This window comes from Streptomyces sp. NPDC026301, from assembly GCF_055567935.1.
Genome location: NZ_JBVHPN010000010.1, coordinates 86,018 through 109,985, shown reverse-complemented (window position 1 = coordinate 109,985; position 23,968 = coordinate 86,018). Strand labels below are relative to the sequence as shown.

The following is a 23,968-nucleotide window of genomic DNA, read 5'->3' as shown; positions in this document are numbered from 1 at the left end:
TCGCGCGGCTCTGCGGCAGGAGGGAGGCAGCAGTGTTAGAAATTGGTTATGGCGGGACATCGTCGGATTCGTCACCCTTTGCGGGCAGGGCCGCGCTCCCTGCTGAATCCGCGCAGCCTCGCCGGACAGGTCTTCATCCTCCAAGTGGTCATCGTCCTGCTGCTGGTGGTGGCCGCGGTCTCGGCCCTGGCCCTCCAGGCCAAGCGGGACAGCAAGGCCGCGGCGGAGCGCCGCTCGCTGTCCGTGGCCGAGACCTTCGCGGCCTCCTCCGGCGCGGCCGGGGCGCTGGCAGGCCCGCACCCCACCGCGGAGCTGCAGCCGCGCGCCGAAGCGACGCGCAAGCGGTCCGGCGTGGACTACATCGTCGTCTTCGGCCTGGACGGCATCCGGGTGACGCATCCCGACCGGAAGCTGATCGGCAAACATGTGGTCGGCGCCTTCCCCCAGGCCCTGGCGGCCGCCCGCAAAGGACAGTCGTACACCGAGGTCATCGACGGTCCGCTGGGCGCGGCCGTCGACACCACGGCCCCCATCGCCCGCGCCGACGGCTCCCTCGTGGGCATGGTCTCGGCCGGCATCACCCTGGAGCGCGCGGAGAACCCGGTGGACCGCCAGATGCCGGTACTGCTCGGCGCCGCCGCGCTGTGCCTGGTGCTGGCCGCCGGCAGCACGGCCCTGGTGACCCGGCGGCTCCGCCGCCAGACGCACGGCCTGGGCCAGGCCGAGATGACCCGGATGTACGAGCACCACGACGCCGTCCTGCACGCCGTGCGGGAAGGCGTGGTGATCCTCGGCGGCGACGGGCGGCTGCTGCTGGTCAACGACGAGGCACGGCGCCTGCTGGAGCTGCCCGACGGCCTCGACGGGCGCGCCGTCGACGAGGTCGGCCTGCCGGACCGGCTCGTGGAGCTGATGTGCTCCGGGCGGTCGGCCACCGACGAGGTGCACCACGTGGGCAAGCGGCTGCTGGCCGTCAACGTACGGTCCACCGCACGCGCGGGCGGACCGCGCGGCAGCGTCACGACGCTCCGCGACACCACCGAACTCGCCTCCGTGACCGGCCGCGCGGAGATCGCCGGGGAGCGGCTGAAGCTGCTGTACGAGTCGGGGGTGCGGATCGGCACGACCCTGGACGTGGTGCGCACGGCGGAGGAACTGGCGGAGGTGGCGGTGCCGCGGTTCGCCGACGTCGTCACCGTCGACCTGCTGGAGACGGTGACCGAGGGGGGCGAACCGGCGGCGCACACCGACTGGCGGATGCGGCGGACCGCGGCCCGCGGCGGCCACGGTGCCCCGCCGCTCTACCCGGTCGGCGAACCGGTCGACTTCTTCCCCACCACGCCGCAGGTGGCGGCCATGGAGCGGGGCCGCGCCACGCTGGAGTCGGACCTGACGCGCGACAGCGCGTGGGCCAACCAGGACACCGTCCAGAAACAACGGATCCTGGACTACGGGATGCACTCGCTGGTGACGGCGCCGCTGCGGGCCCGCGGCGTGGTCATGGGCATGGCCAGCTTCTGGCGCATGGGCGACTCCCCGCCCTTCGAGGAGGAGGACCTCTCCTTCGCCGAGGAGGTCACCGCGCGCGCCGCGGTCTGCATCGACAACGCCCGGCGCTACGCGCGCGAGCACGCCATGGCCGTGACCCTCCAGCGCAGCCTGCTGCCCCGCGGCCTGCCCGAGCAGGACGCGCTGGACGTGGCATGGCGGTACCTGCCGGCCCAGGCGGGCGTGGGCGGCGACTGGTTCGACGTCATCCCGCTGCCGGGCGCGCGGGTCGCGCTGGTGGTGGGCGACGTGGTGGGGCACGGGCTGCACGCCGCGGCGACGATGGGGCGGCTGCGCACCGCGGTGCACAACTTCTCCTCGCTGGACCTGCCGGTGGACGAACTGCTCGGCCATCTGGACGAACTGGTCACCCGTATCGACAGCGAAGAAGACAGCGAGGGCACCCGCGGCTGGGAGGGCGTGACGGGCGCGACCTGCCTGTATGCGATCTACGACTCGGTGAGCGGGGTGTGCACGGTGGCCACGGCGGGCCACCCCGGCCCCGCCCTGATGGGCCCGGACGGCACGGTCACCTTCCCGGACGTGCCGCCCTCCCCGCCGCTGGGACTGGGCGGCCACCCCTTCGAGACCACGGAGCTGCGGCTGACCGAGGGCTCGTCCCTGGTGCTGTTCACGGACGGCCTGGTCGAGGACCGGGTACGCGACATCGACGTCGGCCTGGACATGCTGGCCGCGGCGCTGGAGGGGGCCGCGGGCCGCAGCCCGGAGGAGATGTGCCAGGCCGCCGTCGACGCGCTGGTGCCCGAACGCCCCTCCGACGACATCGCGCTGGTCGTCGCCCGCACCCGGCTGCTCGCGCCGGCGAAGGTGGCGGACTGGGAGGTGCCGCCGGACCCGGCGGAGGTGGGCCGGCTGCGCGCGGAGTGCGGGGCACAGCTGGAGGAGTGGGGCCTGGCGGACATCGGATTCAGTACCGAGCTGATCCTCAGCGAGCTGATCACGAACGCGATCCGGTACGGCGCGCCGCCGGTCCGGCTGCGGCTGCTCCGCGGCCGCTGTCTGATCTGCGAGGTGGCGGACAGCAGCAGCACGGCACCGCATCTGCGCCGGGCGACGAGCACGGACGAGGGCGGTCGCGGGCTGTTCCTCGTCGCGCACCTGTCGCAGCGGTGGGGGACCCGGTACACCCCCGGCGGCAAGGTCATCTGGACCGAACAGCAGCTCTCGGGGGCCACCGCGGCCGCCATCGAGACCCCGGCCGACGTCCTCCTGGACCAGTTCGACGACACGGGGTTCTGAGCACGGGGTTCTGCGAACGGGGTTCAGCGAATCGGGTTCCGGCCCTTACGGCATGTGCCGCCGGTCGCCCCTACGGAAGGTGCAGCCGGTCGCCGCCCGCCAGGATCGCGGCCGCCAGCGCCTCGGCCGGGCGGCTCGCCGGGGCGTCCGGGCGGCCGTGCACCAGGACGAAGTCGACGCCGCCGAGGTCCGGCAGGCCCGCCCGGGATCCGACGCGGACCAGCCCCGGCGGGATCATGCCGAGCGAGTGCGCCATCACGCCGAGCCCCGCGCGGGTCGCCGCGATCAGCCCGTTCAGGCTGCCGCTCGTACAGGCGATGCGCCACTCGCGGCCCTGCGCCTCCAGCGCCTGGAGCGCGCGGGCCCGGGTCAGCGCCGGCTGCGGGAAGAGCACCAGCGGCACCGGTCGCTGCGGATCCAGCCGCAGCCGCTCGCTGCCGATCCACACCAGCTTGTCCCGCCAGATCAGCCGCCCCCGCCCGTCCTCCGGGCGCCGCTTGGCCAGTACGAGATCCAGCCGCCCGGCCGCCAGCCGCTCGTGCAGCGTCCCCGACAGCTCGACCGTCAGCTCCAGGTCGACCTCCGGGTGGTCCCGGCGGAACCCCTCCAGCACCTCCGGCAGCCGGGTCAGTACGAAATCCTCGGACGCGCCGAACCGCAGCCGGCCGCGCAGCCGCGTCCCCGCGAAGAAGTCCGTGGCCCGCTCGTTGGCCTCCAGGATCGTGCGCGCGAAGCCGAGCATCGCCTCGCCGTCCTCGGTCAGCTCCACCCCGTGGGTGTCCCGCGCGAACAGCCGGCGGCCGGCCGCCGCCTCCAGCTTCCGCACGTGCTGGCTGACGGTCGACTGCTGCACACGGAGGCGCTGTGCGGCCTGCGTGAAACTCAGGGTCTGTGCCACGGCCAGAAAGGTCCGCAGCTGTACCGGATCGAACACGTCCCCGACCCTACCCCCGCCCATCACGTTCCGGCATGACAGTGACTACGGTAAGAGGGCTTCCCGATTGCCGCGATCAGGCGCACTCTGGAGAGGGCACCGTCCATGCCCCGGTGCGTACGGCACACCGCACGCACCCGCCCGAGCCGCCGACCGATAGAGAGACCATGCGCCGCCCTCAGTTCAAGATCCCCTCCTGGCTCCCCGTGGACGGATACATCCTGGCGCTCATCGGCACGGTCGTGCTGGCGGCGCTGCTGCCCGCCAGAGGCGCCGCCGCCACCGGCGCCGAGGGCGCCTCGACCGGCGCCGTCGCCCTGCTCTTCTTCCTGTACGGAGCCCGGCTCTCCACCCGAGAAGCGATGGACGGGCTGCGCCACTGGCGCCTGCATCTCACGGTCCTGGCGTTCACCTTCGCCGTCTTCCCCCTGCTGGGCCTGGCGGCGCGCGGCCTCGTCCCGTATGTGCTGACGCCGCAGCTCTATACGGGCCTGCTCTTCCTGTGCCTGGTGCCCTCCACGATCCAGTCCTCGATCGCGTTCACCTCCATCGCACGCGGCAACGTCGCGGCGGCGATCTGCGCGGGCTCCTTCTCCAGCCTGGTCGGCATCGTGATCACGCCGCTGCTGGCGGCCCTGCTGCTGGGCGGTGACGGCGGCGGCTTCTCCGTCGACTCGCTGCTGTCGATCGTCTTCCAGCTGCTGGTGCCCTTCGTCGCCGGACAGCTGCTGCGCCGCTGGATCTCGGGCTTCCTCACCCGGTACAAGAAGGTGCTCGGCTACGTCGACCGCGGCTCGATCCTGCTCGTCGTCTACAGCGCGTTCAGCACCGGCATGGTGCAGGGCATCTGGGGCCGGGTCTCCTTCTGGCGGCTGGTGGAGCTGGTGGCCGTCGAGGCCGTCCTGCTGGCCGTGATGCTGACGCTGACCACGTACGGCTCACGGAAGCTGGGCTTCCCGCGCGCCGACCGCGTCGCGATCACCTTCGCGGGCTCGAAGAAGAGCCTGGCGGCCGGGCTTCCGATGGCCAGCGTGCTGTTCGGCGCGCAGGCCAGCCTCGCGGTGCTGCCCCTGATGCTCTTCCACCAGATGCAGCTGATGGTCTGCGCGGTGATCGCCAAGCGGTACGCGCGCCGGGCTGAGGCGGCGGAGCAGGCGGCGGCCGACGGGGCCGGGCAGGCCGGGTCCTCCGGCACCGTGTCGGCCGCCGACCCGGTAGGAGCGCGCCGTTAGGGTGCCTGCATGACGGGCCATCACGTCCTCACCTGGGACGTCAGCGCGAGCAAGGGCATCGAGACCGCGTGGGTCGACCTCGGCGAGCGGACGCTGTCCGCGCACGGCCGGGCGGTGGGCACCGTACCGGAGGCGTACTGGATCACGTACGAGCTGGAGACCGGCGAGGACTTCGTGACGCGGCGGCTGCGGGTGCGGGCGGAGAGCGCCGCCGGCAGCCGCGAACTGGACCTGCGCCGCGACGACGAGGGCCGGTGGACCGCGGGCGGCGAGCCGCTGGCGGGCCTGGAGGACGCGCTCGACTGCGACCTCGGGCTGTGCCCGCTCACCAACACGATGCCGCTGCTGCGCCACGGGCTGCACCGCTCTCCGGGCGCGTACGAGTGCACGATGGCGTGGGTGTCGGTGCCGGAGCTGGCGGTCCAGCCGTCCCGGCAGCGCTACGAACACCTCGCCCGCACGGAGGAGGGCGCCCGGGTGCGGTACTCCTCGGGCACCTTCCAGCGCGACCTGGAGTGCGACGGGGACGGCCTGATCGTCGACTACCCGGACCTGGCGCACCGCACCCAGACCCGCTGACCGGCCGCCCCCGCCGCGCCTCCTCGTCGGTCGCCGCTCCACCTCCTCGTCAGTCGCCGCGCACCCGGTCCAGCGGCAGCCGGAGCACGGCCGGCGCCGCCGCCGGTGCGTTCTGCTCCCGTACCGCGGCCAGCTCACGGTCGCTCAGGGCGCGCCCGTAGACGCGTACCTCGTCCAGCGCGCCCGTGAAGTACGCGCGGGCGTCCGGCTTCTGGCCGAGGTGCACCCCGAACGTGTCGTTCCGGCTGACCGAGCCGGGCACGTCCGCCACCGAGGTGGTGTGCACACCGTCCACAGTGAGCGACAGGCGGTCGTCCGACCGGCGCAGCGCGAGGTGGTGCCAGCGCCCGTCGTTGGCCGCGCCGGCCACGGCGGCCTGCGCGGACTTCGCGGGCCCTGCGCCCGCGAGCGCCGTGACGTCCGCCGTGAGCCGGTCCTTGGCGGGGTCGGCGCGCAGCGCCACCTGCGGCGCCCTGCTGCCCACGCCGCCCATCCACAGCAGCGGCTGCTCGCCGCTCTTCGCCTCGTACCGGAACCAGAGGCTGCACGTGAAGTCGCGGTCGCCCAGCGGCAGCGACGAGCGGAACGGCAGCCGTACGGCGTCGTCCCTGCCGTCGAACGCCAGCGCCCGCCCGAAGCGGCCGTCGGCCGTACGGGCGCCGCCCAGCACGGCGGCCGGCCGGGCACCGGCCCCGCTGTCCGGCGTCGTCGGGTCGGGGCCGCGGCGCTGCCCCAGCCAGTCCTCGGTGAACCGCGCGAAGCGGATCTCGTCCCGCGCGTCCACCGCGCCGCCCTCGTAGAGCAGCCCGACCTCGTCGTGCGAGATGTTCGCCATGTCGGAGTAGCCGGACCAGTCGGTGGTGATCACCGCGCCCCGCTCCGCACCCTCCCACGTGCGGCCCTCGTCGTACGAGGAGCGGATCGTCATGGTGCGCCGCCGGTCGGGGTCGGCGGGCGCGGCGAACAGCAGCCTGCTGTAGCCGTCGGTACCCCGCGACCGCAGCCGCAGCACCGAGCCCTGGACCATGGGCGAGTACAGGTCGGGGATGGCCCGGAACGGCTCGGCGAAGGACTGGCCGCCGTCCCGGCTGACCGCCGCCGTACGGTGCCCCAGGTCCGTGCCGTCCTGCTCCCGCCCGTTGACGTAGATCCCGCCGTCCGCGCGCTCCACGAGCGTCATCTCGGACGGCTTCTGACGGAACGTGCCGTCCGGCGCGGTCGGCCAGGTGTCGACCGCGCCGGTGCGCCAGGTGGCGCCGCCGTCGTCGCTGTGCATCAGCGCCGCGTGGTTGGCCGTTATCCGGCCGCCCTCGTAGCTCTCGGCGTTGACGGCGTAGACCAGGCGCCCTGCGTGCCGCCCGCGGGTGAGCTGGATACCGTGCACAGGTCCGGTCGCGTACCAGGAGTTCCACGACGGCGGGCGGAGCGCGGAGGTCATGTCCCGGGGCGCGGACCAGGTGCGGCCGTCGTCGTCGCTGTACTGCAGGTGCGGCGTGCGGTCGCACGGTATATCGCAGTTGCGGCCGTCCGTGCGGCCCTTGTTGTAGGTCTCGGCGAGGACCACGCGGCCGGTGCGGCGGTCGACGACCGGCGCCGGATTGCCGTGCGTGTCGCCGCCGCCCTCGTTGACGACCTGGAGCGGGCCCCAGGTACGGCCGCCGTCGGTGGACCGTTTCAGCACCAGGTCTATGTCGCCGGCGTCCCCACAGTCGTGCACCCGGCCCTCGGCGAAGGCGAGGAGGGTGCCGCGCGGGGTCGTGACGATCGCGGGGATACGGAAGCAGGCGTAGCCCTTTTCCTGGGCGGCTTTGAACAGCACCTGCTGGGTGAGGCCGGCCGGGGCCGCCTCGGTGGGGGGTTGGGCGTGTGCGGGAGCCGGGGGGAGAAAGGCGAGCGCCGCCGTGGCCAGCATGGCCCACCAGCGGCGTCGCACGGGTCTCGGGCCGGGACTGCGGTGTTCGCTCGGATCTGACGTCATGGTCCGACCTGCCCTTCGAGGCATCGGCGAGGCATCGGCGTCGGCCGCGCGGCGGGCCCGGGAAGCCTCCCGGAGACCCGCCGGGCGGATCATCTGGACATCCCACGTATGGACATCCCACGTCCCATGTTCGTGCGGAGGAAGGTACTTGTCCCGCAGGCGCCCCGGCAAGGAGCGTGCGTCACCCGGATTGGCCGGGGAGCGCCGGTGCCGTCCGAGTACGGCCGTTCAGGGGATCAGGACGACCTTGCCGAGATTGGTGCGCGCCTCGATGACCGCGTGCGCGCGGGCGGCCTCCGCGAGCGGGATCTCCGCGTGCACCGCCGGGCGCAGCCGGCCGTCCCGCGCCAGCTCCCACAGCTCGGCGCCGTGCCGCGCGTACACCTCCGGCTGGTGCGCGGCGAAGTGGCGCATCGTCATGCCGGTGACGGTCTTCGCGCCGGCCAGCAGCTCGTACGCCGGTACCGTGCCGCCGCCGGAGTTGAAGAAGATCAGCCGCCCGCCGGGCGCGCACGCCGCGAGGGCCCGCGGCAGCAGCTCGCCGCCGACCCCGTCCAGGACGATCTCGGCCGGCTCGCCCCAGGACTCCGCCCCGTACGTCACCACCTCGTCGGCGCCCAGCCCGTGCAGGAAGGCCGCCTTGGCCGGACGGGCGGCGCCGCTCACCGCCGCGACCACCCGCCGCGCGCCCCGGACCTTCGCGAGCTGCACCGCAAGGTGCCCGGTCGCGCTCGCCGCGCCCGTGACCAGGACGGCAGCGCCCGCCACGGGCCGCGCGGTGTGCAGCGCGGTCAGCGCCACCTGGCCGCCGCGCACCAGCGCCACCGCGTCCACCGCGCTCGCGCCGTCCGGAATCCGGCTCGCCAGCGCGACGGACACGGTGACCAGTTCGGCGTACGAGCCCGTGAAGGGCAGCCCGGTGACCCGGTCGCCCACCGCGTACGCCGTGACGTCCGGGCCGGTGCCGACGACCTCCCCCGCGACCTCGCCGCCGAGCACGCCGGGCAGCGGCGGGCCCCCGCCGTTGCCGTCGCCGCGCACCGCGCGCACGGACGGCAGCGTCACCCCGATCGCCTCCGTGCGCACCAGCAGCTCACCGGGGCCGGGCACGGGCGCCTCGGCCTCCTCCATCCGCAGTACCTCGGGACCGCCGTACTCGTGGAACCGGACGCGCCGCACGCGCACCTCCAGGGGTCGCCAAACGTTGGGAGCCCCAACGGTACTGTAGAAACCGTTGGTTGCCCCCATGGTTTTTGCGTTCGCTCGATAGGCTGATGGCATGGCCGAAACCCCCTATGTACCCACGCGCATCCGCGCCCTCCCCAGCTGGCTCCTCGGCCGCGCCGCAGCCCGCGGCCACCGGCTCGTCGCCGAAGCGCTGGCCCGCGAGGGCATGCGGATGATGCACCACGCCGTGCTGTCGGCCGTGGCCGAACTGGGCCCGGTCTCCCAGGCGGACCTGGGCCGCAGCCTGAGCATCGACCCCAAGGACATGGTCACGATCGTCAACGACCTGGTCGCCGAGGAACTGGTCACCCGCGCGCCCGATCCGGGCGACCGCCGCAAGAACGCCGTCACCATCTCGCCGGCCGGCAGCCGCACGCTGCGCCGCACGCAGAAGCTCGGCGACGCGGCCAACGCGGAGCTGACCGCCGCCCTCAGTCCGGCCGAGCGCGACCAGCTCGTCGACCTGCTGACGCGCATCGCGACACCGGGGCTGGACGACCGCTGCAGCTGACAGCCGGGCCCTGGCATCCGCTGTTCCGGCGGCCCGTCAGGGCTTGCGACGCGCAGTTGGGAGGCCCGGCCGGCGCAGGGGGCGCACCCCGCCGGCCGGGCCCGTCTGCCCACTCCTGAGGGGCGCTCTCAGTCGAGGGAGCTCAGGGCGATGCGGTGCTCGCCCGCGTACACGTTCATCGAGCTGCCGCGCAGGAAGCCGACCAGCGTGAGGCCGGTCTCGGCGGCCAGGTCGACCGCGAGCGAGGACGGCGCGGAGACCGCCGCGAGCATGGGGATGCCCGCCATCACGGCCTTCTGCGCGAGCTCGAAGGAGGCGCGCCCGGACACCATCAGGACGGTGTCGGACAGCGGCAGCCGGCCCTGCTGCAGCGCCCGCCCGATGATTTTGTCGACCGCGTTGTGCCGACCGACGTCCTCCCGCAGGTCCAGCAGTTCACCGTCGACCGTGAACAGTCCGGCCGCGTGCAGCCCGCCGGTACGGTCGAACACCCGCTGGGCGGCGCGCAGCCGGTCGGGCAGTACGGACAGCGTGGCCGGCTCGACGGTCATCGCGTCGTCGTCCTTGAGCGCGAAGCGCGCCGTGGTCCGCACGGCGTCCAGGCTCGCCTTGCCGCACAGCCCGCACGAGGACGTCGTGTAGACGTTGCGTTCCAGGGTGATGTCCGGGACGGCCACGCCGGGCGCGAGCTGGACGTCGACGACGTTGTACGTGTTGCTGCCGTCGTCGGTCGCCCCCGCGCAGTAGACGATATTCGCCAGCTCCGCCGCGCTGCCCAGCACACCCTCGCTGACCAGGAAGCCGGCCGCGAGCGCGAAGTCGTCGCCGGGTGTGCGCATCGTGATGGCGAGCGGCTTGCCGCCGAGCCGGATCTCCAGCGGCTCCTCGGCGACCAGGGTGTCCGGGCGGGTGCTCACGGCTCCGTCGCGGATCCGGATGACGCGCCGTCGCTCGGTGACCCTGCCCATACTGATCAGTCCCGGTTCTGTACGTGTTGGTAGCCGAAGCGGCCCTTGATGCAGAGGTTGCCATGGGTCACCGGGTTGTCGTGCGGCGAGGTGACCTTGACGATCTCATTGTCCTGCACATGGAGGGTGAGATTGCAGCCCACCCCGCAGTACGCGCACACCGTCGTCGTCTCCGTCTGCCGCCCCTCGTCCCACGTGCCCGCGGCCCGCAGGTCGAACTCCGACTTGAAGCTGAGCGCGCCCGTCGGGCACACCTCGATGCAGTTGCCGCAGTACACACACGCCGAGTCGGTCAGCGGCGCGTCCTGCTCGGTGGAGATACGAGCGTCGAAGCCGCGCCCGGCGACCGCGATGGCGAAGGTGTTCTGCCACTGCTCGCCGCACGCGTCCACGCACTTGTAGCAGAGGATGCACTTGTCGTAGTCGCGGACATAGAGGTCGTTGTCGACCTTCGGTTCCTCGTTCACACGCGCCGCGCCCGGGCCGAAGCGCTCCGGCTTCGCCTCGTACTCCTTGATCCAGTCCTCCGCGCGCGGAGTCGTCGACAAGTCGACCGAGGACGCCAGCAGCTCCAGCACCACCTTGCGGCTGTGCCGGGCCCGCTCGGTGTCCGTACGGACGGCGATGCCCGGCTCCGCGCGCCGGGAGCACGCCGGGGCGAGTGTCCGTGCGCCCTCGACCTCCACCACGCACACCCGGCACGCGTTCTTCGGGGTGAGCGTGTCGCCCTGGCAGAGGGTCGGCACGTCCTTGCCGGCGGCCCGGCAGGCGTCCAGGATCGTGGCGCCCTCGGGCACGCGGACGGCCTCGCCGTCGAGGGTGAACTCGATCAGCCGGCGCGGCGGCTGCAGCGGGACAGCGGTCATCGGTAGACCCCCAGACGGTCGATGGCGGATTCCACGGCGTTCCACGCGGTCTGGCCCAGGCCGCAGATCGAGGCGTCCCGCATGGCCCGGCCGACCTCCCGCAGCAGCGCGATGTCGTCGGCGGCCGCGGCCCCCGTACGGTCCCTGATACGGACCAGCGCCTCCTCCTGGCGCACGGTCCCGACCCGGCACGGCACGCACTGCCCGCACGACTCGTCCCGGAAGAACTCCGCGATCCGCAGGAGGATCCGCGGCAGGTCGACCGTCTCGTCCAGGACCATGACGACACCCGACCCGAGCGTCGTCCCGGCGGCCCGCGTCCCCTCGAAGGTCAGCGGGATGTCCAGCTCGTCGGGGCGTACGAAGCCGCCGGCCGCGCCGCCGAGCAGTACCGCGCGCGGCGTCCCCGTACAGCCGCCCGCCGCCTCCAGCAGCCCGCCCAGCGTCACCCCGAACGGCAGCTCGTAAATCCCGGGCCGGGCCACCGCCCCCGAGACGCAGAACAGCTTGGTGCCGGTCGAGCCCTCCGTGCCGGTCGCCGCGTAGGCCGCGGCGCCGTGCTCCAGGATCGGCAGGACGTTCACCAGCGTCTCGACGTTGTTGACCGCCGTCGGCTTGCCGAACAGGCCCTTCTCGACCGGGAACGGCGGCTTGCTGCGCGGCTCCCCGCGCTGCCCCTCGATCGAGTTGAAGATCGCGGTCTCCTCGCCGCAGATGTACGCGCCGGCGCCCCGCCGGATCTCGATGTCGAAGGCGTACCCCTGGCCCAGTACGTCGTCGCCGAGCAGCCCTCTCGCACGCGCCTGGTCGATCGCGTACTGGATGCGGGCCAGCGCGCGCGGGTACTCGCCGCGCAGATACAGGTAACCGAGGTGCGCCCCGGTCGCGTACCCGGCGATCGTCATCGCCTCGACCAGCGCGTACGGATCGCCCTCGATCAGCACCCGGTCCTTGAAGGTGCCCGGCTCGCTCTCGTCGGCGTTGCAGATCAGGTAGTGCGGGTGGTCGGGCTGCCGGGCGGTGGCGTCCCACTTGCGGCCGGTCGGGAAGGCGGCGCCGCCCCGCCCGACCAGGCCCGCCTCGGTCACCTCGCGGATCACCGCTGCCGGGCCCAGCGCGAAGGCCCGGCGGAGCGCGGCGTACCCGCCGTGCGCCCGGTAGTCGTCCAGCGAGGCCGGGTCGACGGTGCCGATGCGACGCAGCAGGACCAGATCGGGGGAGCCGGCCTGCGGCACGGCCTCCTCGGCGTACGGTTCCGGCGCCGCGTCCCGCGGTGCGCGCGCCGCCGCTGCCGCGGTGCCGGGCGTGGCCGGCGCGACCACCGCCGCCGTCGGCCCGGGCGTGCCCGCCCGTACGGTCAGCGCGGCGGGCGCGCGTTCGCATAGGCCAAGGCACGGACTCGATTGCCAGACCGCCCCTTCCGCAGGCGTACCCGCCGGGCCCAGCTCCCGTTCCAGTCCCGCGCACACCTCGGCCGAGCCCTTCGCCGCGCAGGCCAGGTCCGTGCAGACGTGCAGCACGGTGGCGGGGCGCGGGGTGACCGAGAAGAGCGAGTAGAACGTGGCCACGCCGTACGCCTCCGCCGGCGGCGCGGTCAGCCGTCGGCACAGGTAGTCCAGCGCACCCGGACTGAGCCAGCCGATCCGGTCGTTGAGCGCGTGCAGGCCCGGGAGGAGCAGGTCGCGGCGGTCGCGCGCGGCCCGGCCGCCGCGCGCCCAGCGCAGCACGTCGCTGTCGCGTGCGTCCCCGCCGTCCCAGCCGTTCTCCGGCGGTCCCAGCAGATCGTCGACGGCGGCCCGTTCCTCGTCCGTGGGGCGGGCGGTGGGGGAGTACTTGAGGTCCATGGTCACTCACCTCGCCCGGGGGCTGCCGTGGGCTGTGCGGTGGTGGCGGTCACGGCGGCCGGTATGCGGTCGTCGGTTGCCGTACCGCCGGTCAGCTGCTCGTCTGTCAGTTTCTCCACCCGTATCGCGGACGCCTTGAACTCCGCCGTCCCCGCGATCGGGCAATTGGCCTCGATCGTCAGCGAGTTGGTGTCCACCTCGTCCGGGAAGTGCATCGTCATGAAGGCAAGGCCCGGCCGCAGTCCGGGATCGACCCATACGGGCGCCACGACAGCGCCGCGCCGCGACGCGATCCGCACCTCCTCGCCGGCCACCACACCCAGCCGGTCCGCGTCCTCCGGGCACAGCTCGACCATCTCGCCGCGCCGCAGCGGAGAGGAGTAACTCCCGCTTTGTACGCCGGTGTTGTAGGAGTCCAGCCGACGGCCGGTCGTCAGCCGGATCGGGTACTCCTCGTCCGTCAGGTCCACCGGGGGGTCGTGCCGGACGATCCCGAAGGGTGCGCGCGGGCCGCGCCGCGCCGGGTCCGCCTCCCACAGCCTGCCGTGCAGATACGACGGCTCGATGCGGTCCAGGGACGGGCACGGCCACTGGATGCCCTGGTGCTCGGCGAGCCGCCCGTACGTCATGCCGTAGTGCGCCGGCGAGACCGACCGCAGCTCGTCCCAGACCTGCTCGGCATCGGCGAACGTCCAGTCGTGGCCGAGCCGGGCCGCCAGCGCGCAGATGATGTCGATGTCCTCACGTGCCTCGTCCGGCGGCTCGACGGCCTTGCGTACCCGCTGCACGCGCCGCTCACTGTTGGTCGTCGTACCGTCCGTCTCGCACCACGCCGCGGTCGCGGGCAGCACGACATCGGCCAGCTCGGCGGTCTTCGTGAGGAAGATGTCCTGCACGACGAGGTGGTCCAGGGCGCTCAGCCGGCGGATCGCCTGGCCGCTGTCCGCCTCGGACTGGGCGGGGTTCTCGCCGACGCAGTACACGGCCCGCAGCTCGCGGCTGTCCATCGCCTCGAACATCTCGGTGAGGGTCCGGCCGTACTGTGGCCGGATCACCGTCGACCACGCCGACTCGAACTTCTCGCGGATGCCGGGGTCGAGGAGATCCTGGAAGCCGGGCAGCCGGTTCGGGATCGCGCCCATGTCGCCGCCGCCCTGCACGTTGTTCTGGCCGCGCAGCGGCTGCAGCCCGGAGCCGTACCGCCCGACGTGCCCGGTCAGCAGCGCCAGATTGATCAGCGCGCGGACGTTGTCGGTGCCGTTGTGATGCTCGGTGATGCCCAGCGTCCAGCACAACTGGGCGCGTTCGGCGGTGGCGTAGGCGTGCGCCAGGCTGCGGATCGCGGCGGCCGGCACGCCCGTCACCTGCTCGGCGGCGCTGAGCGTCCACGGCTCGACCTCCGCGACGTACGCCTCGAAGTCGCTGGTCGCCCGCGCGATGAAGGCGCGATTGGCGAGCCCGGCGTGGATGATCTCGCGGCCGATGGCGTGCGCGAGCGGGATGTCGGTGCCGACGTCGAGGCCGAGCCAGTGCTCCGCCCACTCGGCGGTGGAGGTACGGCGCGGGTCGACCGCATACATTCTGGCGCCGTTGTGTATGCCCTTCAGCACGTGCTGGAAGAAGATCGGGTGCGCGAAGCGGGCGTTGGAGCCCCACATCACGATCAGGTCGGTGTGCTCGACCTCTTCGTACGAGGAGGTGCCGCCGCCCGACCCGAAGGCGGCGGACAGCCCGGCGACGCTCGGCGCGTGACACGTACGGTTGCAGGAGTCGACGTTGTTGGTACTCATGACGACGCGCGCGAACTTCTGTGCCACGTAGTTCATTTCATTGGTGGCGCGGGAGCACGAGAACATCCCGAATGCGTCCGGGCCGTGCTCCGCGCGCGTCCGCGCGAACCCCTCCGCCGCGCGGTCCAGTGCCTCGTCCCAGTCCGCCCGCACGAGCGAGCCGTGGGCGTCCCGTACGAGGGGATGGGTGAGCCGCGGGTACGTCCCCGGCCGCCGGTCCTTCTTCTTCACGGTGCGCTCCCTGCGGAAGTAGGGGCGGGGGTGCGGGCAGTGGTACGGGCCGACGTGCGGGCCAGGAGGTCGGCGAGGGCGTGCACGGCGCGCAGCGTGGGCACCTCCGTCCTGGTGAGACCGGCCAGCTCGACCACGGCCGCCAGCAGGACGTCCAGTTCCAGCGGCCGGCCGCGCTCCAGGTCCTGGAGGGTGGAGGTCTTGTGGTCGCCGACCCGCTCGGCGCCCGCGAGCCGCCGCTCGACGGAGATCGCGGGCCGGCAGCCGACGGCCGCCGCCACCTCCAGCGCCTCGTGCATCATCGCGACGACCAGTTCGCGGGTGTCGGCGTGCCGGCAGATCTCGGCCATGGTGGCCCGGGCCAGCGCGCTGATCGGATTGAACGAGATGTTGCCGAGCAGCTTGATCCAGATGTCCTCGCGCAGCGCCGGCTCCACCGGACACTTCAGGCTGCCGGCCCGCATGGCCTCGCCGAAGTCCGTACAGCGCGCGGACATGCTGCCGTCGGGCTCCCCGACGGAAAACCGCGTCCCCTCCAAGTGCCGTACCACGCCCGGCTCCTGGATCTCGGTCGCCGCGTAGACGACGCAGCCGATGGCCCGCTCGGGCGGCAGTACGGCGCTGACCGCGCCGCCGGGGTCGACGCTCTCGATGCGGCGGCCGGTGTACGGCCCGGGCAGTCGGTGGAAGTACCACCACGGGATGCCGTTCTGCGCGGCGATCACGGCGGTCCGCTCGTGCAGCAGCGGATGCACCAACGGGCCGCAGCCGGCATAGGCGTTGGCCTTCAGGCCGAGGAACACGTAGTCCACGGGGCCGATCGCGGCGGGGTCGTCGGTGGCCGGCACCCGGGCGGTGAAGTCCCCGCGCGGGCTCAGTACTCGTACGCCGTCCCGCCGCATGGCCGCCAAGTGCGGCCCACGGGCGAGGAGATGAACCTCGGCGCCGCCGCGATGGAGCGCGGCCCCGACATAGGCACCGATCGCTCCGGCGCCGACAACTGCCACTTTCACCGGAGAGCTCCGTTCAGTCAGCGGAGTCGACAGAATATTGTCTACAGTATTCGCTGGCAGGGGAGCAAGGGGCGTGCGAGCCCGGGATTCACGGATTCAGCTGTCGGTCAGTTGTCGGTCAGCCGCCGGTCAGTTGCTGAGGGGCTCGGCGATGTGCTCGCCCCACGGATGTCCGACGCGCGGCAGCGGCCCGGCCGGAGAGTGCCCCGGCCGGGCCGCCACCTTCGGATTCAGGGGATGCGCCGCTCCCCGGCTCAGACCTCCCCGCGCCAGCCGCCGGTCGGCTCACCGCGCGACTCGATGAACTTCTTGAAGTTGCCGAGGTCGGTGCTGGCCTTGCGGCGGACGAAGCCGAGCTTGTCGCCGACCGTGTCCGCGATGCCCTCCGGGTCGTGCTCCAGCTGGAGCATCACCTTGGTGTGCTGGTCGTCGAGACGGTGGAAGGTCACCACGCCGGCCTGGCGCGCCTCACCGGCCACGGTGGTCCACGCGACCCGCTCGTCGGGGATCTGCTCGGTGATCTCCGCGTCGAACTCGCGGGTCACCCCTCCGACCTTGGTGACCCAATGGGTCAGTGTCGGTGTGCGCTGCTCGATGCGCTCGACCCCGTCCATGAACCGGGGGAACTCCTCGAACTGTGTCCACTGGTTGTAGGCCACCGGCACCGGGACGGCCACCTCGACCGATTCCTCGATCTTCGACATGGTCCGGGCTCCTCCTCTCGTGAACGTGCAGGGCTCCCCGCGTACCCGCGAACTCCGGGTCGACGCAGGGAAACCCGGACCGGCTCCGCTCATCGAGGTGATACAGATCACCGGCGCGGCCTGTGTGCGGTAGGTTGCGCTCGGTAGACTGTAGACGATAACCAATTGCCGCCCGGCGCCTCCGAGTCGCGGAGCCGCGGAGTACCCGAGTACTGGAGTGCCGGCGTCCGAGTCGTAGAGGGGGACCGCGATGCTGTCCACTGGGCTGCCGCAAGGGGCCGTGCCGAAGCTCGAACGCCCCGGCCCGTTGCGCGAGCGTGTCTACGAAGCGCTGCTCGAACTCATCACCACCCGCGCCCTGCAGCCCGGCCAGCATCTGGTCGAGAGCGAACTCGCCGGTCACCTCGGCGTCTCCCGGCAGCCGGTGCGCGAGGCGCTGCAGCGGCTGAACACCGACGGCTGGGTCGATCTGCGCCCCGCGCAAGGCGCGTTCGTGCACGAGCCGACCGAGGAGGAGGCCGATCAGCTGCTGAGCGTGCGGACCCTGCTGGAGGCGGAGGCGGCCGGGCTGGCCGCTCAGCACGCCACCGAGGCCGGCATCGAGAAGCTGCTGGCGCTGTGCGCGCAGGGCGAGCAGGCGGTGCGCGACGACAACGTGGACCTCGCCGTCGCCACCAACGCGGAGTTCCACGCCACGATCATGGAGCAGGCCAGCAACGCCGTGCTCGCCGAGCTGGCCGAGCAGGTCGGCCGGCGGGTGCGCTGGTACTACACGCCGGTCGCCCGGCAGCGCGGCAAGCAGTCCTGGATCGAGCACCGTGAGCTGATCGAGGCGATCGCCGCGGCCGACGGCCTCCGCGCCACGAAGATCATGCGCGCACACACCGAGCACACCCGCCGTACGTACCACGAGCGGGCGGGCGCCAAGGAGTCCTGAACGGCCGTACGGGGCGCGGGAGTTGATGGGCCACGGGCCGTTTACGGCCTGGCGGCCCCGGCGTGCTGGAACAGTGCCGTCCAGAGGAACGGCTCGCCGAAGCGCGGGGACTCCGGCGGCTCGTCGTGCATGTGGCGCAGCTCCACCTCCGTCAGGTCGGAGAAGATCCAGCGCAGCGACTCCGCGGTGTAGGCGAGCCCGCCGTGCAGCCCGGACCGGCGGTAGAGGTCCCCGTCGGGGACCTCGGAACCCATCCCGCCGGCCGCGAAGCAGGACAACGCGAAGTGGCCGCCGGGCGCCAGCGCACGGTCGAGGAGCGCCAGGTAACTGATGCGGCGGTGCGGCGGCAGGTGATGGAAGCAGCCGGAGTCGTAGATCAGGTCGTACGGACCGGCGAGTGCGCCGTCGGTGAGGGCGAAGGCGTCGCCGCAGTGGAAGGCGATCTCGGCCCCGGCCTCGCGGGCGCGGTCCTCGGCCCAGGCGAGGGCCGCCGGGGAGAGGTCGACGGCGTCCACTTCGAAGCCCAGTGAGGCGAGGTGCAGCGCGTTGCGACCCGGCCCGCAGCCCAGGTCCAGCGCGCGCCCCGGCGTGATCAGCCCGCGTTCGAGGTACGAGACCAGGTTCTCGTCCGGCTTCGCCACGAAGAACGGCACCTCTCTGGTGCGGTCCGCGTAGAAGTCGTCCCACCAGGAGGCCCCGCCCGTCGTCCAGCGGTCCGCCTCCGGCGCGAACAGGCCGTCCAGGAGCCTGAGTACATCGTCGACGGTACGTATGTGCCGGTCCATCCGGTCCCCCTTTCCTCTCCGGTGATCGTAGGCGTGGCGGTGATCGTAGACGTGGCAGCGCCGGCGTCCTCGCGCGCAAGACTTTGTCCCGCGTCAGGAGAAAGTCGGTATGGATTCTGTCCGTAGTACTTCCTCGTTCGGACAAGCGCTGCTACGTTCCCCTCGAAAGCCCGGTGGGACGGCCGAAAACGGCCCGTCCGCACGCACCGGACGCGACCAGGACTCGGCGGGTGCCGAGTACGGCTGGAGGGCGGCGTGAGGCGCATGACGGCGAGGCCCGCGAACGCGCACCAGGCGCGGCTTCTTCGCCTGCTGCGCGACCAGGGGCCCAACTCCCGTGCCCAGCTGGGCGATCAGGTCGACCTGTCGCGTTCCAAGCTCGCGGTCGAGGTCGACCGTCTGCTGGATACCGGCCTGGTCGTCGCCGACGGGCTGGCCGCCTCCCGGGGCGGCCGCCGCTCCCACAACATCCGGCTCGCGCCCTCGCTGCGCTTCCTCGGCGTCGACATCGGCGCGACCTCGGTCGACGTGGCGGTCACCAACGCCGAACTGGAGGTGCTCGGCCACCTCACCCAGCCGATGGACGTACGGGCCGGACCCGTCGCCGTCTTCGACCAAGTACTCGCGCTGGCAGCCAAGTTGAAGGACAGCGGGCTCGCCGAGGGGTTCGACGGGGCGGGCATCGGCGTGCCGGGCCCGGTCCGCTTCCCCGAGGGCGTGCCCGTCGCGCCGCCGATCATGCCGGGCTGGGACGGCTTCCCCGTACGGGAGGCGCTCAGCCAGGAGCTGGGCTGCCCGGTCATGGTCGACAACGACGTGAACCTCATGGCGCTGGGGGAGCAGCACGCGGGCGTGGCCCGTACCTCGCAGGACTTCCTCTGCGTCAAGATCGGTACGGGCATCGGCTGCGGCATCGTCGTCGGCGGCGAGGTCTACCGCGGTACGACCGGCAGCGCCGGCGACATCGGCCACATCCAGGTCGAGCCGAACGGCCGCCGCTGCGCCTGCGGCAACGCCGGCTGCCTGGAAGCGTACTTCGGCGGCGCCGCGCTCGCCCGCGACGCGGAGGACGCGGCACGCGACGGCCGCTCGGCCACGCTCGCGGACCGTCTCGAGGCGGCCGGCGCGCTCGCCGCTTCGGACGTCTCGGTCGCCGCCGCCTCCGGCGATCCCACCGCACTGGAACTGATCAAGGCCGGCGGCACCCGCACCGGGCAGGTCATCGCCGGGCTCGTCAGCTTCTTCAACCCGGGCCTCGTGGTGATCGGCGGCGGCGTGACCGGCCTCGGCCACACGCTGCTGGCCGCGATCCGCACGCAGGTCTACCACCAGTCGCTGCCGCTGGCGACCGGCAACCTCCCCATCGTACTGGGGGAGTTGGGCCCGCTGGCCGGGGTGACCGGTGCGGCCCGACTGATCAGCGATCACCTGTTCTCGCCCGCCTGAGCCCGCCTGAGCCCGCCGGGCCGGACGACGGCCCGAAGCCCTGAGGAACCGCGCTCCACAGCACCGCTGAAGTAGCTGAAGTAGCTGAAGTACCAGCATCGCTCACGTCCCAGCACCGCTGAAGTCCGCCAGTACACCGCTGAGTGACGGCTTGTCATGCCGTGATGACGCATGTCCGCACGCGCCCCGCCCCGCCCTGTCCGCTCACCGGCGTACCGCCGAGGAGGCCCGTCATGGCACCAGCGCACCGCCCCGCACCACCACCGTCGCCGCCGGCGGCACACGAACCCGCCGGACCGCTGCTCACCATGGCCGGCATCACCAAGTCCTTCCCCGGCGTCCGCGCGCTGGACGGCGTCGACCTGGACGTCGTCGCGGGCGAGGTGCACTGCCTGCTCGGCCAGAACGGCGCCGGCAAGTCCACCCTGATCAAGGTGCTGGCCGGCGCCCACCAGCCCGACGGCGGCACCATCCGCTGGCGCGGCGAGACCGTCTCCCTCAAGTCCCCGATCGCCGCCATGCGGCTCGGCATCGCCACCATCTACCAGGAGCTGGACCTGGTGGAGCACATGTCCGTCGCGGAGAACGTCTTCCTCGGGCACGAGCGCGCCACCGGCGGCTTCATCCGCACCGGGGAGGCCCGCGAACGGACCGCCGAACTGCTCGCCCGCCTGGGCCACCCCGAGATCGGCCCCGGCACGCTCGTCGGCCGGCTCTCCGCCGCCGGACAGCAGATCGCGTCCATGGCCCGCGCCCTCTCGCACGACGTACGGCTGATCGTCATGGACGAGCCGTCCGCCGCGCTCGACCCCGACGAGGTCGACAACCTCTTCCGCATCGTCGCCGCGCTCACCGCCTCCGGCGTCGCCGTCGTCTACATCTCGCACCGGCTGGAGGAGATCCGGCGGATCGGCGACCGCGTGACGGTACTGAAGGACGGGCGGACGGCCGCCCGCGGCCTGGACGCGCACGCCACCCCCACCCGCGACATCGTCGCCCTGATGACCGGCCGCGACGTCGAGTACGTCTTCCCCGAACGGCGCGCGGCCACCGACCGTACTACCGGCCCGACGCACTCGGCTCCGGACCGCCCCGGCCCCGTACTCAGCGTCGAAGGGCTCGCCCGCGACGGGGAGTTCGGGCCGGTCGACTTCCGGCTGCGTCCCGGGGAGATCCTCGGGCTCGCCGGACTCGTCGGGTCAGGGCGCTCGGAAATACTGGAGACCGTATACGGTGCGCGGCGGCCCACCGCCGGCCGCGTACTCGTCGGCGGCCGACCGCTGCGGCCCGGCAGCGTCACCGCCGCCGTACGCGCTGGGCTCGGCCTCGCCCCCGAAGAGCGCAAGTCCCAGGCGCTGCTGCTCCTGGAGTCCGTCAGCCGGAACGTTTCCCTCTCCTCGCTGCCGCACTTCGCGCGGGCCGGCTGGCTGAACCGGCCCGCCGAACGGGCCGGCGCCCTGGCCGCCACCCGCGGTCTCTCGCTGCGCCCCGACGACCCCGACCGCCCGGTCCGCACGCTTTCCGGCGGCAATCAGCAGAAGGCCGTACTGGCCCGCTGGCTGCTCCGCGGCTGCCGCGTACTCCTGCTGGACGAGCCGACCCGCGGCGTGGACGTCGGCGCGCGTGCCGAGCTGTACGCGCTGATCAGGCGGCTCGCGGACGACGGCGTCGCCGTCCTGCTGGTTTCCAGCGAGGTGCCCGAGGTCCTCGGGCTCGCCGACCGGGTGCTCGTCCTGCGCGAGGGCCGCGTCGTGCACGAGGGCGAGGCGGCGGCACTGGACGAGCACCGGGTGCTGGACCTGGTGATGAGCGACGGCCCCGGGCCCGTAACGGTACCGGCCTCCGGACGCCCGGCCACCGACGAGCCGACCGCCACCGACAAGCCGCCCGCCACCGACAAGCCGTCCGCCGCCGACAAGACGTCCGCCCCCGAGGAGCCGCCGGCCCCGACACCGCGAGGAGACCGCCCGTGAACACCTCCGAAGGACACGCCCTCCCGGCCGAGGCGGGCAGCGCGCCCCCGGGCCCGGCCGCACCGGCCGCCGGCGACACCCGGCACGCCCGCGCCCGCCGCCCCGACGTCCGCAACCTCTCGCTGCTCGGGGTGCTCGCCGCACTCGTACTGGTCGGCGCGCTCACCAAGCCCGAGCAGTTCCTGAGCGTGCAGAACCTCCAGCTCGTCCTCACCCAGGCGTCCGTGATCGGCGTGGTCACCGTCGGCGTCACCTTCGTCATCATCGGCGGCGGCATCGACCTGTCCGTCGGCGCGATGGTGGCGCTCGCCACGGTCTGGGCGACGACGGTGGCCACCCAGCAGTACGGCCTCGGCGGCATCCTGCTGTGTTCGCTGCTGGTCGCCCTGGGCTGCGGGCTGGTCAACGGGCTGCTGGTGTCGTTCGGCGGCATCGTGCCCTTCATCGCCACCCTCGCCATGCTCGCCTCGGCCCGCGGCCTCGCGCTGCAGATCAGCCAGGGCGGCACCCAGGTGGTGTCCGTCGAGCCGGTGCTCGCGCTGGGCCGCCGGGACGCGTACCTGCTCGGCGTCCCGCCCATCGTGCTGGTCTTCGCCGCCGTCACGGCCGCCGGCTGGCTGCTGCTGAACCGTACGACCTTCGGCCGGCGCACCGTCGCGGTCGGCGGCAACCCGGAGGCGGCCCGGCTGGCCGGCATCGACGTCCGCCGCCAGCGGCTGCTGCTGTACCTGCTGTCCGGGCTGTGCTGCGGGATCGCGGCCTTCCTGCTGATCGTGCTGACCGGCTCGGGCCAGAACACCAACGGGAACCTCTACGAACTCGACGCCATCGCCGCGGCCATCATCGGCGGCACCCTCCTCAGCGGCGGCCGCGGCACCATCACCGGCTCCGTCCTGGGCGTCCTCGTCTTCACCACGATCACCAACCTGTTCGCCCTGAACAACCTGGAGACCGCCGTCCAGCAGATCGCCAAGGGCGCCATCATCGTCGCCGCCGTACTGGTACAGAAGGGCCGCAAGTCATGACCGAGCGCAACCCAAAGGTTCCGTCGACCAGCCGCAGGAACATGCTCTTCGGCGCCGCCGCCGTCTCCGCGGGCGCCGTCCTCACCGCCTGCACCAGCAACGAGAACAACGCCGCGGCCGGCACCGGCAAGCAGCAGCAGGCCGGCGGGGTCGACGACAAGCCCGGCAAGAAGGTCACCATCGGCTTCGCCGGACCGCAGGCCGACCACGGCTGGCTGAACGCGATCAACCAGAACGCCAAGGAGCGCGCGAAGCAGTACGAGGACGTCACCCTGGAGATCACCGAGGGCTCGAACGACACGGCCCAGCAGATCGGGCAGATCGAGACCCTGATCAACAAGAAGGTCGACGTGCTGGTCATCCTGCCCGCCGACGGCAAGGCGCTCACCCAGGTCGGCCTGAAGGCCATGCGGGCCGGCATCCCCGTCGTCAACCTCGACCGGGTCTTCGCCTCCCAGCAGGCGTACCGCTGCTGGGTCGGCGGCGACAACTACGGCATGGGCCTGAACGCCGGGAACTACATCGGCGAGCAGCTGAAGGACAAGAAGAACGCCAAGGTCGTCGAGCTGGCCGGGATCGACAACCTGGAGCTGACCCGGCAGCGCACCAAGGGCTTCGACGACGCCCTGAAGAACTACCCCAACATCGAGAAGGTGGGCCGGCAGGCCGCCGAGTTCACCGTCGAGTCGGGCCAGTCCAAGATGGCCGGGCTGCTCCAGGCCCACCCCGACTTCGACGCCCTGTGGAACCACGACGACGACCAGGGCGTGGGCGCCGAGCGGGCCATCGAACAGGCGGGCCGGGACGGCTTCCTCATGGTCGGCGGCGCCGGTTCCCGCAAGGTCATGGACACCATCAAGGCCGGCAACTCCGTACTGAAGGCCACCGTGCTCTACCCGCCGACGATGTCCGCCTCCGCGATCGACCTGGCCCGCGCGCTCGCCCAGGGCAAGGGGGTCAGCGGCATGGCCGAGCTGGAGATCCCCGCCTCGATCACCCTGTACTCGGCGGTCGTCACCAAGGACAACGTCGACGACTACCTGCCGAGCGGCTTCAACTGACACCGGTCGACCGTACTCAACCGACATTCAGTCGGCATACCACCACCGATGAGGTG

19 protein-coding genes are annotated in these 23,968 nt (G+C 72.6%); 9 read left to right on the top strand and 10 right to left on the bottom strand.

Annotated features, from left to right (window positions below; genetic code table 11):
• The first annotated feature begins 48 nt into the window (after nt 1–48).
• On the top strand, nt 49–2,808 hold the full coding sequence (locus ACZ4MH_RS19160; RefSeq protein WP_351587993.1) for a SpoIIE family protein phosphatase: 2,760 nt from the start codon (nt 49–51) through the stop codon (nt 2,806–2,808).
• A gap of 70 nt (nt 2,809–2,878) precedes the next feature.
• Here ACZ4MH_RS19160 and ACZ4MH_RS19155 read toward each other — a convergent pair whose 3' ends face one another.
• Nucleotides 2,879–3,742: a LysR substrate-binding domain-containing protein gene (locus tag ACZ4MH_RS19155; RefSeq protein ID WP_351587990.1), complete on the bottom strand. Its 864-nt coding sequence runs from the start codon at nt 3,740–3,742 to the stop codon at nt 2,879–2,881.
• 167 nt (nt 3,743–3,909) lie between these two features.
• On the opposite strand from ACZ4MH_RS19155, the gene ACZ4MH_RS19150 reads away from it, so the two are divergent.
• Together ACZ4MH_RS19150 and ACZ4MH_RS19145 are read left to right on the top strand one after the other, a co-directional pair.
• Nucleotides 3,910–4,974, top strand: coding sequence for a bile acid:sodium symporter family protein (locus tag ACZ4MH_RS19150; RefSeq protein ID WP_351587988.1), 1,065 nt, complete (start codon nt 3,910–3,912; stop codon nt 4,972–4,974).
• Between the two features lie 9 nt (nt 4,975–4,983).
• On the top strand, nt 4,984–5,553 hold the full coding sequence (locus ACZ4MH_RS19145; protein WP_351587986.1) for a putative glycolipid-binding domain-containing protein: 570 nt from the start codon (nt 4,984–4,986) through the stop codon (nt 5,551–5,553).
• Between the two features lie 49 nt (nt 5,554–5,602).
• Here ACZ4MH_RS19145 and ACZ4MH_RS19140 read toward each other — a convergent pair whose 3' ends face one another.
• Both ACZ4MH_RS19140 and ACZ4MH_RS19135 read right to left on the bottom strand, forming a co-directional pair.
• Nucleotides 5,603–7,531 carry an exo-alpha-sialidase gene (locus ACZ4MH_RS19140; protein WP_467754588.1) on the bottom strand — a complete coding sequence of 643 codons (1,929 nt, stop codon included), beginning with the start codon at nt 7,529–7,531 and terminating at the stop codon, nt 5,603–5,605.
• A gap of 228 nt (nt 7,532–7,759) precedes the next feature.
• Nucleotides 7,760–8,710 carry a quinone oxidoreductase family protein gene (locus ACZ4MH_RS19135; RefSeq protein WP_351587981.1) on the bottom strand — a complete coding sequence of 317 codons (951 nt, stop codon included), beginning with the start codon at nt 8,708–8,710 and terminating at the stop codon, nt 7,760–7,762.
• A gap of 100 nt (nt 8,711–8,810) precedes the next feature.
• On the opposite strand from ACZ4MH_RS19135, the gene ACZ4MH_RS19130 reads away from it, so the two are divergent.
• Nucleotides 8,811–9,269, top strand: a complete 459-nt coding sequence (locus tag ACZ4MH_RS19130; RefSeq protein ID WP_351587979.1) for a MarR family winged helix-turn-helix transcriptional regulator — start codon at nt 8,811–8,813, stop codon at nt 9,267–9,269.
• Nucleotides 9,270–9,397: 128 nt separating this feature from the next.
• Here ACZ4MH_RS19130 and fdhD read toward each other — a convergent pair whose 3' ends face one another.
• The 6 genes from fdhD to ACZ4MH_RS19100 all read right to left on the bottom strand — a co-directional run bounded on the left by fdhD (nt 9,398) and on the right by ACZ4MH_RS19100 (nt 16,685).
• Nucleotides 9,398–10,237: a formate dehydrogenase accessory sulfurtransferase FdhD gene (gene fdhD, locus ACZ4MH_RS19125; RefSeq protein ID WP_351587976.1), complete on the bottom strand. Its 840-nt coding sequence runs from the start codon at nt 10,235–10,237 to the stop codon at nt 9,398–9,400.
• A gap of 5 nt (nt 10,238–10,242) precedes the next feature.
• On the bottom strand, nt 10,243–11,103 hold the full coding sequence (locus tag ACZ4MH_RS19120; protein WP_351587973.1) for a 2Fe-2S iron-sulfur cluster-binding protein: 861 nt from the start codon (nt 11,101–11,103) through the stop codon (nt 10,243–10,245).
• On the bottom strand, nt 11,100–12,947 hold the full coding sequence (locus ACZ4MH_RS19115) for an NAD(P)H-dependent oxidoreductase subunit E (protein WP_467754587.1): 1,848 nt from the start codon (nt 12,945–12,947) through the stop codon (nt 11,100–11,102). The genes ACZ4MH_RS19120 and ACZ4MH_RS19115 overlap by 4 nt, the downstream gene beginning before the upstream one ends.
• A 2-nt stretch (nt 12,948–12,949) precedes the next feature.
• Nucleotides 12,950–14,968 (bottom strand): molybdopterin oxidoreductase family protein, encoded by a 2,019-nt coding sequence (locus ACZ4MH_RS19110; protein WP_351598604.1) that lies wholly within the window; start codon nt 14,966–14,968, stop codon nt 12,950–12,952.
• Entirely contained in the window at nt 14,965–15,981 is a 1,017-nt protein-coding gene (locus ACZ4MH_RS19105) for a 2-dehydropantoate 2-reductase (RefSeq protein WP_351598606.1), read from the bottom strand. The genes ACZ4MH_RS19110 and ACZ4MH_RS19105 overlap by 4 nt, the downstream gene beginning before the upstream one ends.
• Nucleotides 15,982–16,235: 254 nt before the next feature.
• On the bottom strand, nt 16,236–16,685 hold the full coding sequence (locus ACZ4MH_RS19100) for an SRPBCC family protein (RefSeq protein WP_351598608.1): 450 nt from the start codon (nt 16,683–16,685) through the stop codon (nt 16,236–16,238).
• A 250-nt stretch (nt 16,686–16,935) separates the two neighbouring features.
• Between ACZ4MH_RS19100 and ACZ4MH_RS19095 the strand changes: the two genes are divergently transcribed.
• Entirely contained in the window at nt 16,936–17,622 is a 687-nt protein-coding gene (locus ACZ4MH_RS19095) for a GntR family transcriptional regulator (protein ID WP_351598610.1), read from the top strand.
• A 41-nt stretch (nt 17,623–17,663) separates the two neighbouring features.
• On the opposite strand, the gene ACZ4MH_RS19090 is transcribed toward ACZ4MH_RS19095, so the two are convergent.
• Entirely contained in the window at nt 17,664–18,407 is a 744-nt protein-coding gene (locus ACZ4MH_RS19090) for a class I SAM-dependent methyltransferase (protein ID WP_351598612.1), read from the bottom strand.
• A gap of 264 nt (nt 18,408–18,671) precedes the next feature.
• Here ACZ4MH_RS19090 and ACZ4MH_RS19085 point away from each other — a divergent pair, with 264 nt between their 5' ends.
• From ACZ4MH_RS19085 to ACZ4MH_RS19070, 4 genes are all read left to right on the top strand, one after another.
• Complete coding sequence (locus tag ACZ4MH_RS19085; protein ID WP_351598614.1) at nt 18,672–19,853, top strand: ROK family transcriptional regulator; 1,182 nt, start codon at nt 18,672–18,674, stop codon at nt 19,851–19,853.
• Nucleotides 19,854–20,086: 233 nt separating this feature from the next.
• Entirely contained in the window at nt 20,087–21,826 is a 1,740-nt protein-coding gene (locus ACZ4MH_RS19080) for a sugar ABC transporter ATP-binding protein (protein ID WP_467754586.1), read from the top strand.
• On the top strand, nt 21,823–22,851 hold the full coding sequence (locus tag ACZ4MH_RS19075) for an ABC transporter permease (RefSeq protein WP_351598616.1): 1,029 nt from the start codon (nt 21,823–21,825) through the stop codon (nt 22,849–22,851). The genes ACZ4MH_RS19080 and ACZ4MH_RS19075 overlap by 4 nt, the downstream gene beginning before the upstream one ends.
• Complete coding sequence (locus ACZ4MH_RS19070; RefSeq protein ID WP_351598618.1) at nt 22,848–23,912, top strand: substrate-binding domain-containing protein; 1,065 nt, start codon at nt 22,848–22,850, stop codon at nt 23,910–23,912. Before ACZ4MH_RS19075 ends, ACZ4MH_RS19070 begins: the two co-directional genes overlap by 4 nt.
• The last annotated feature ends 56 nt before the right edge of the window (nt 23,913–23,968 follow it).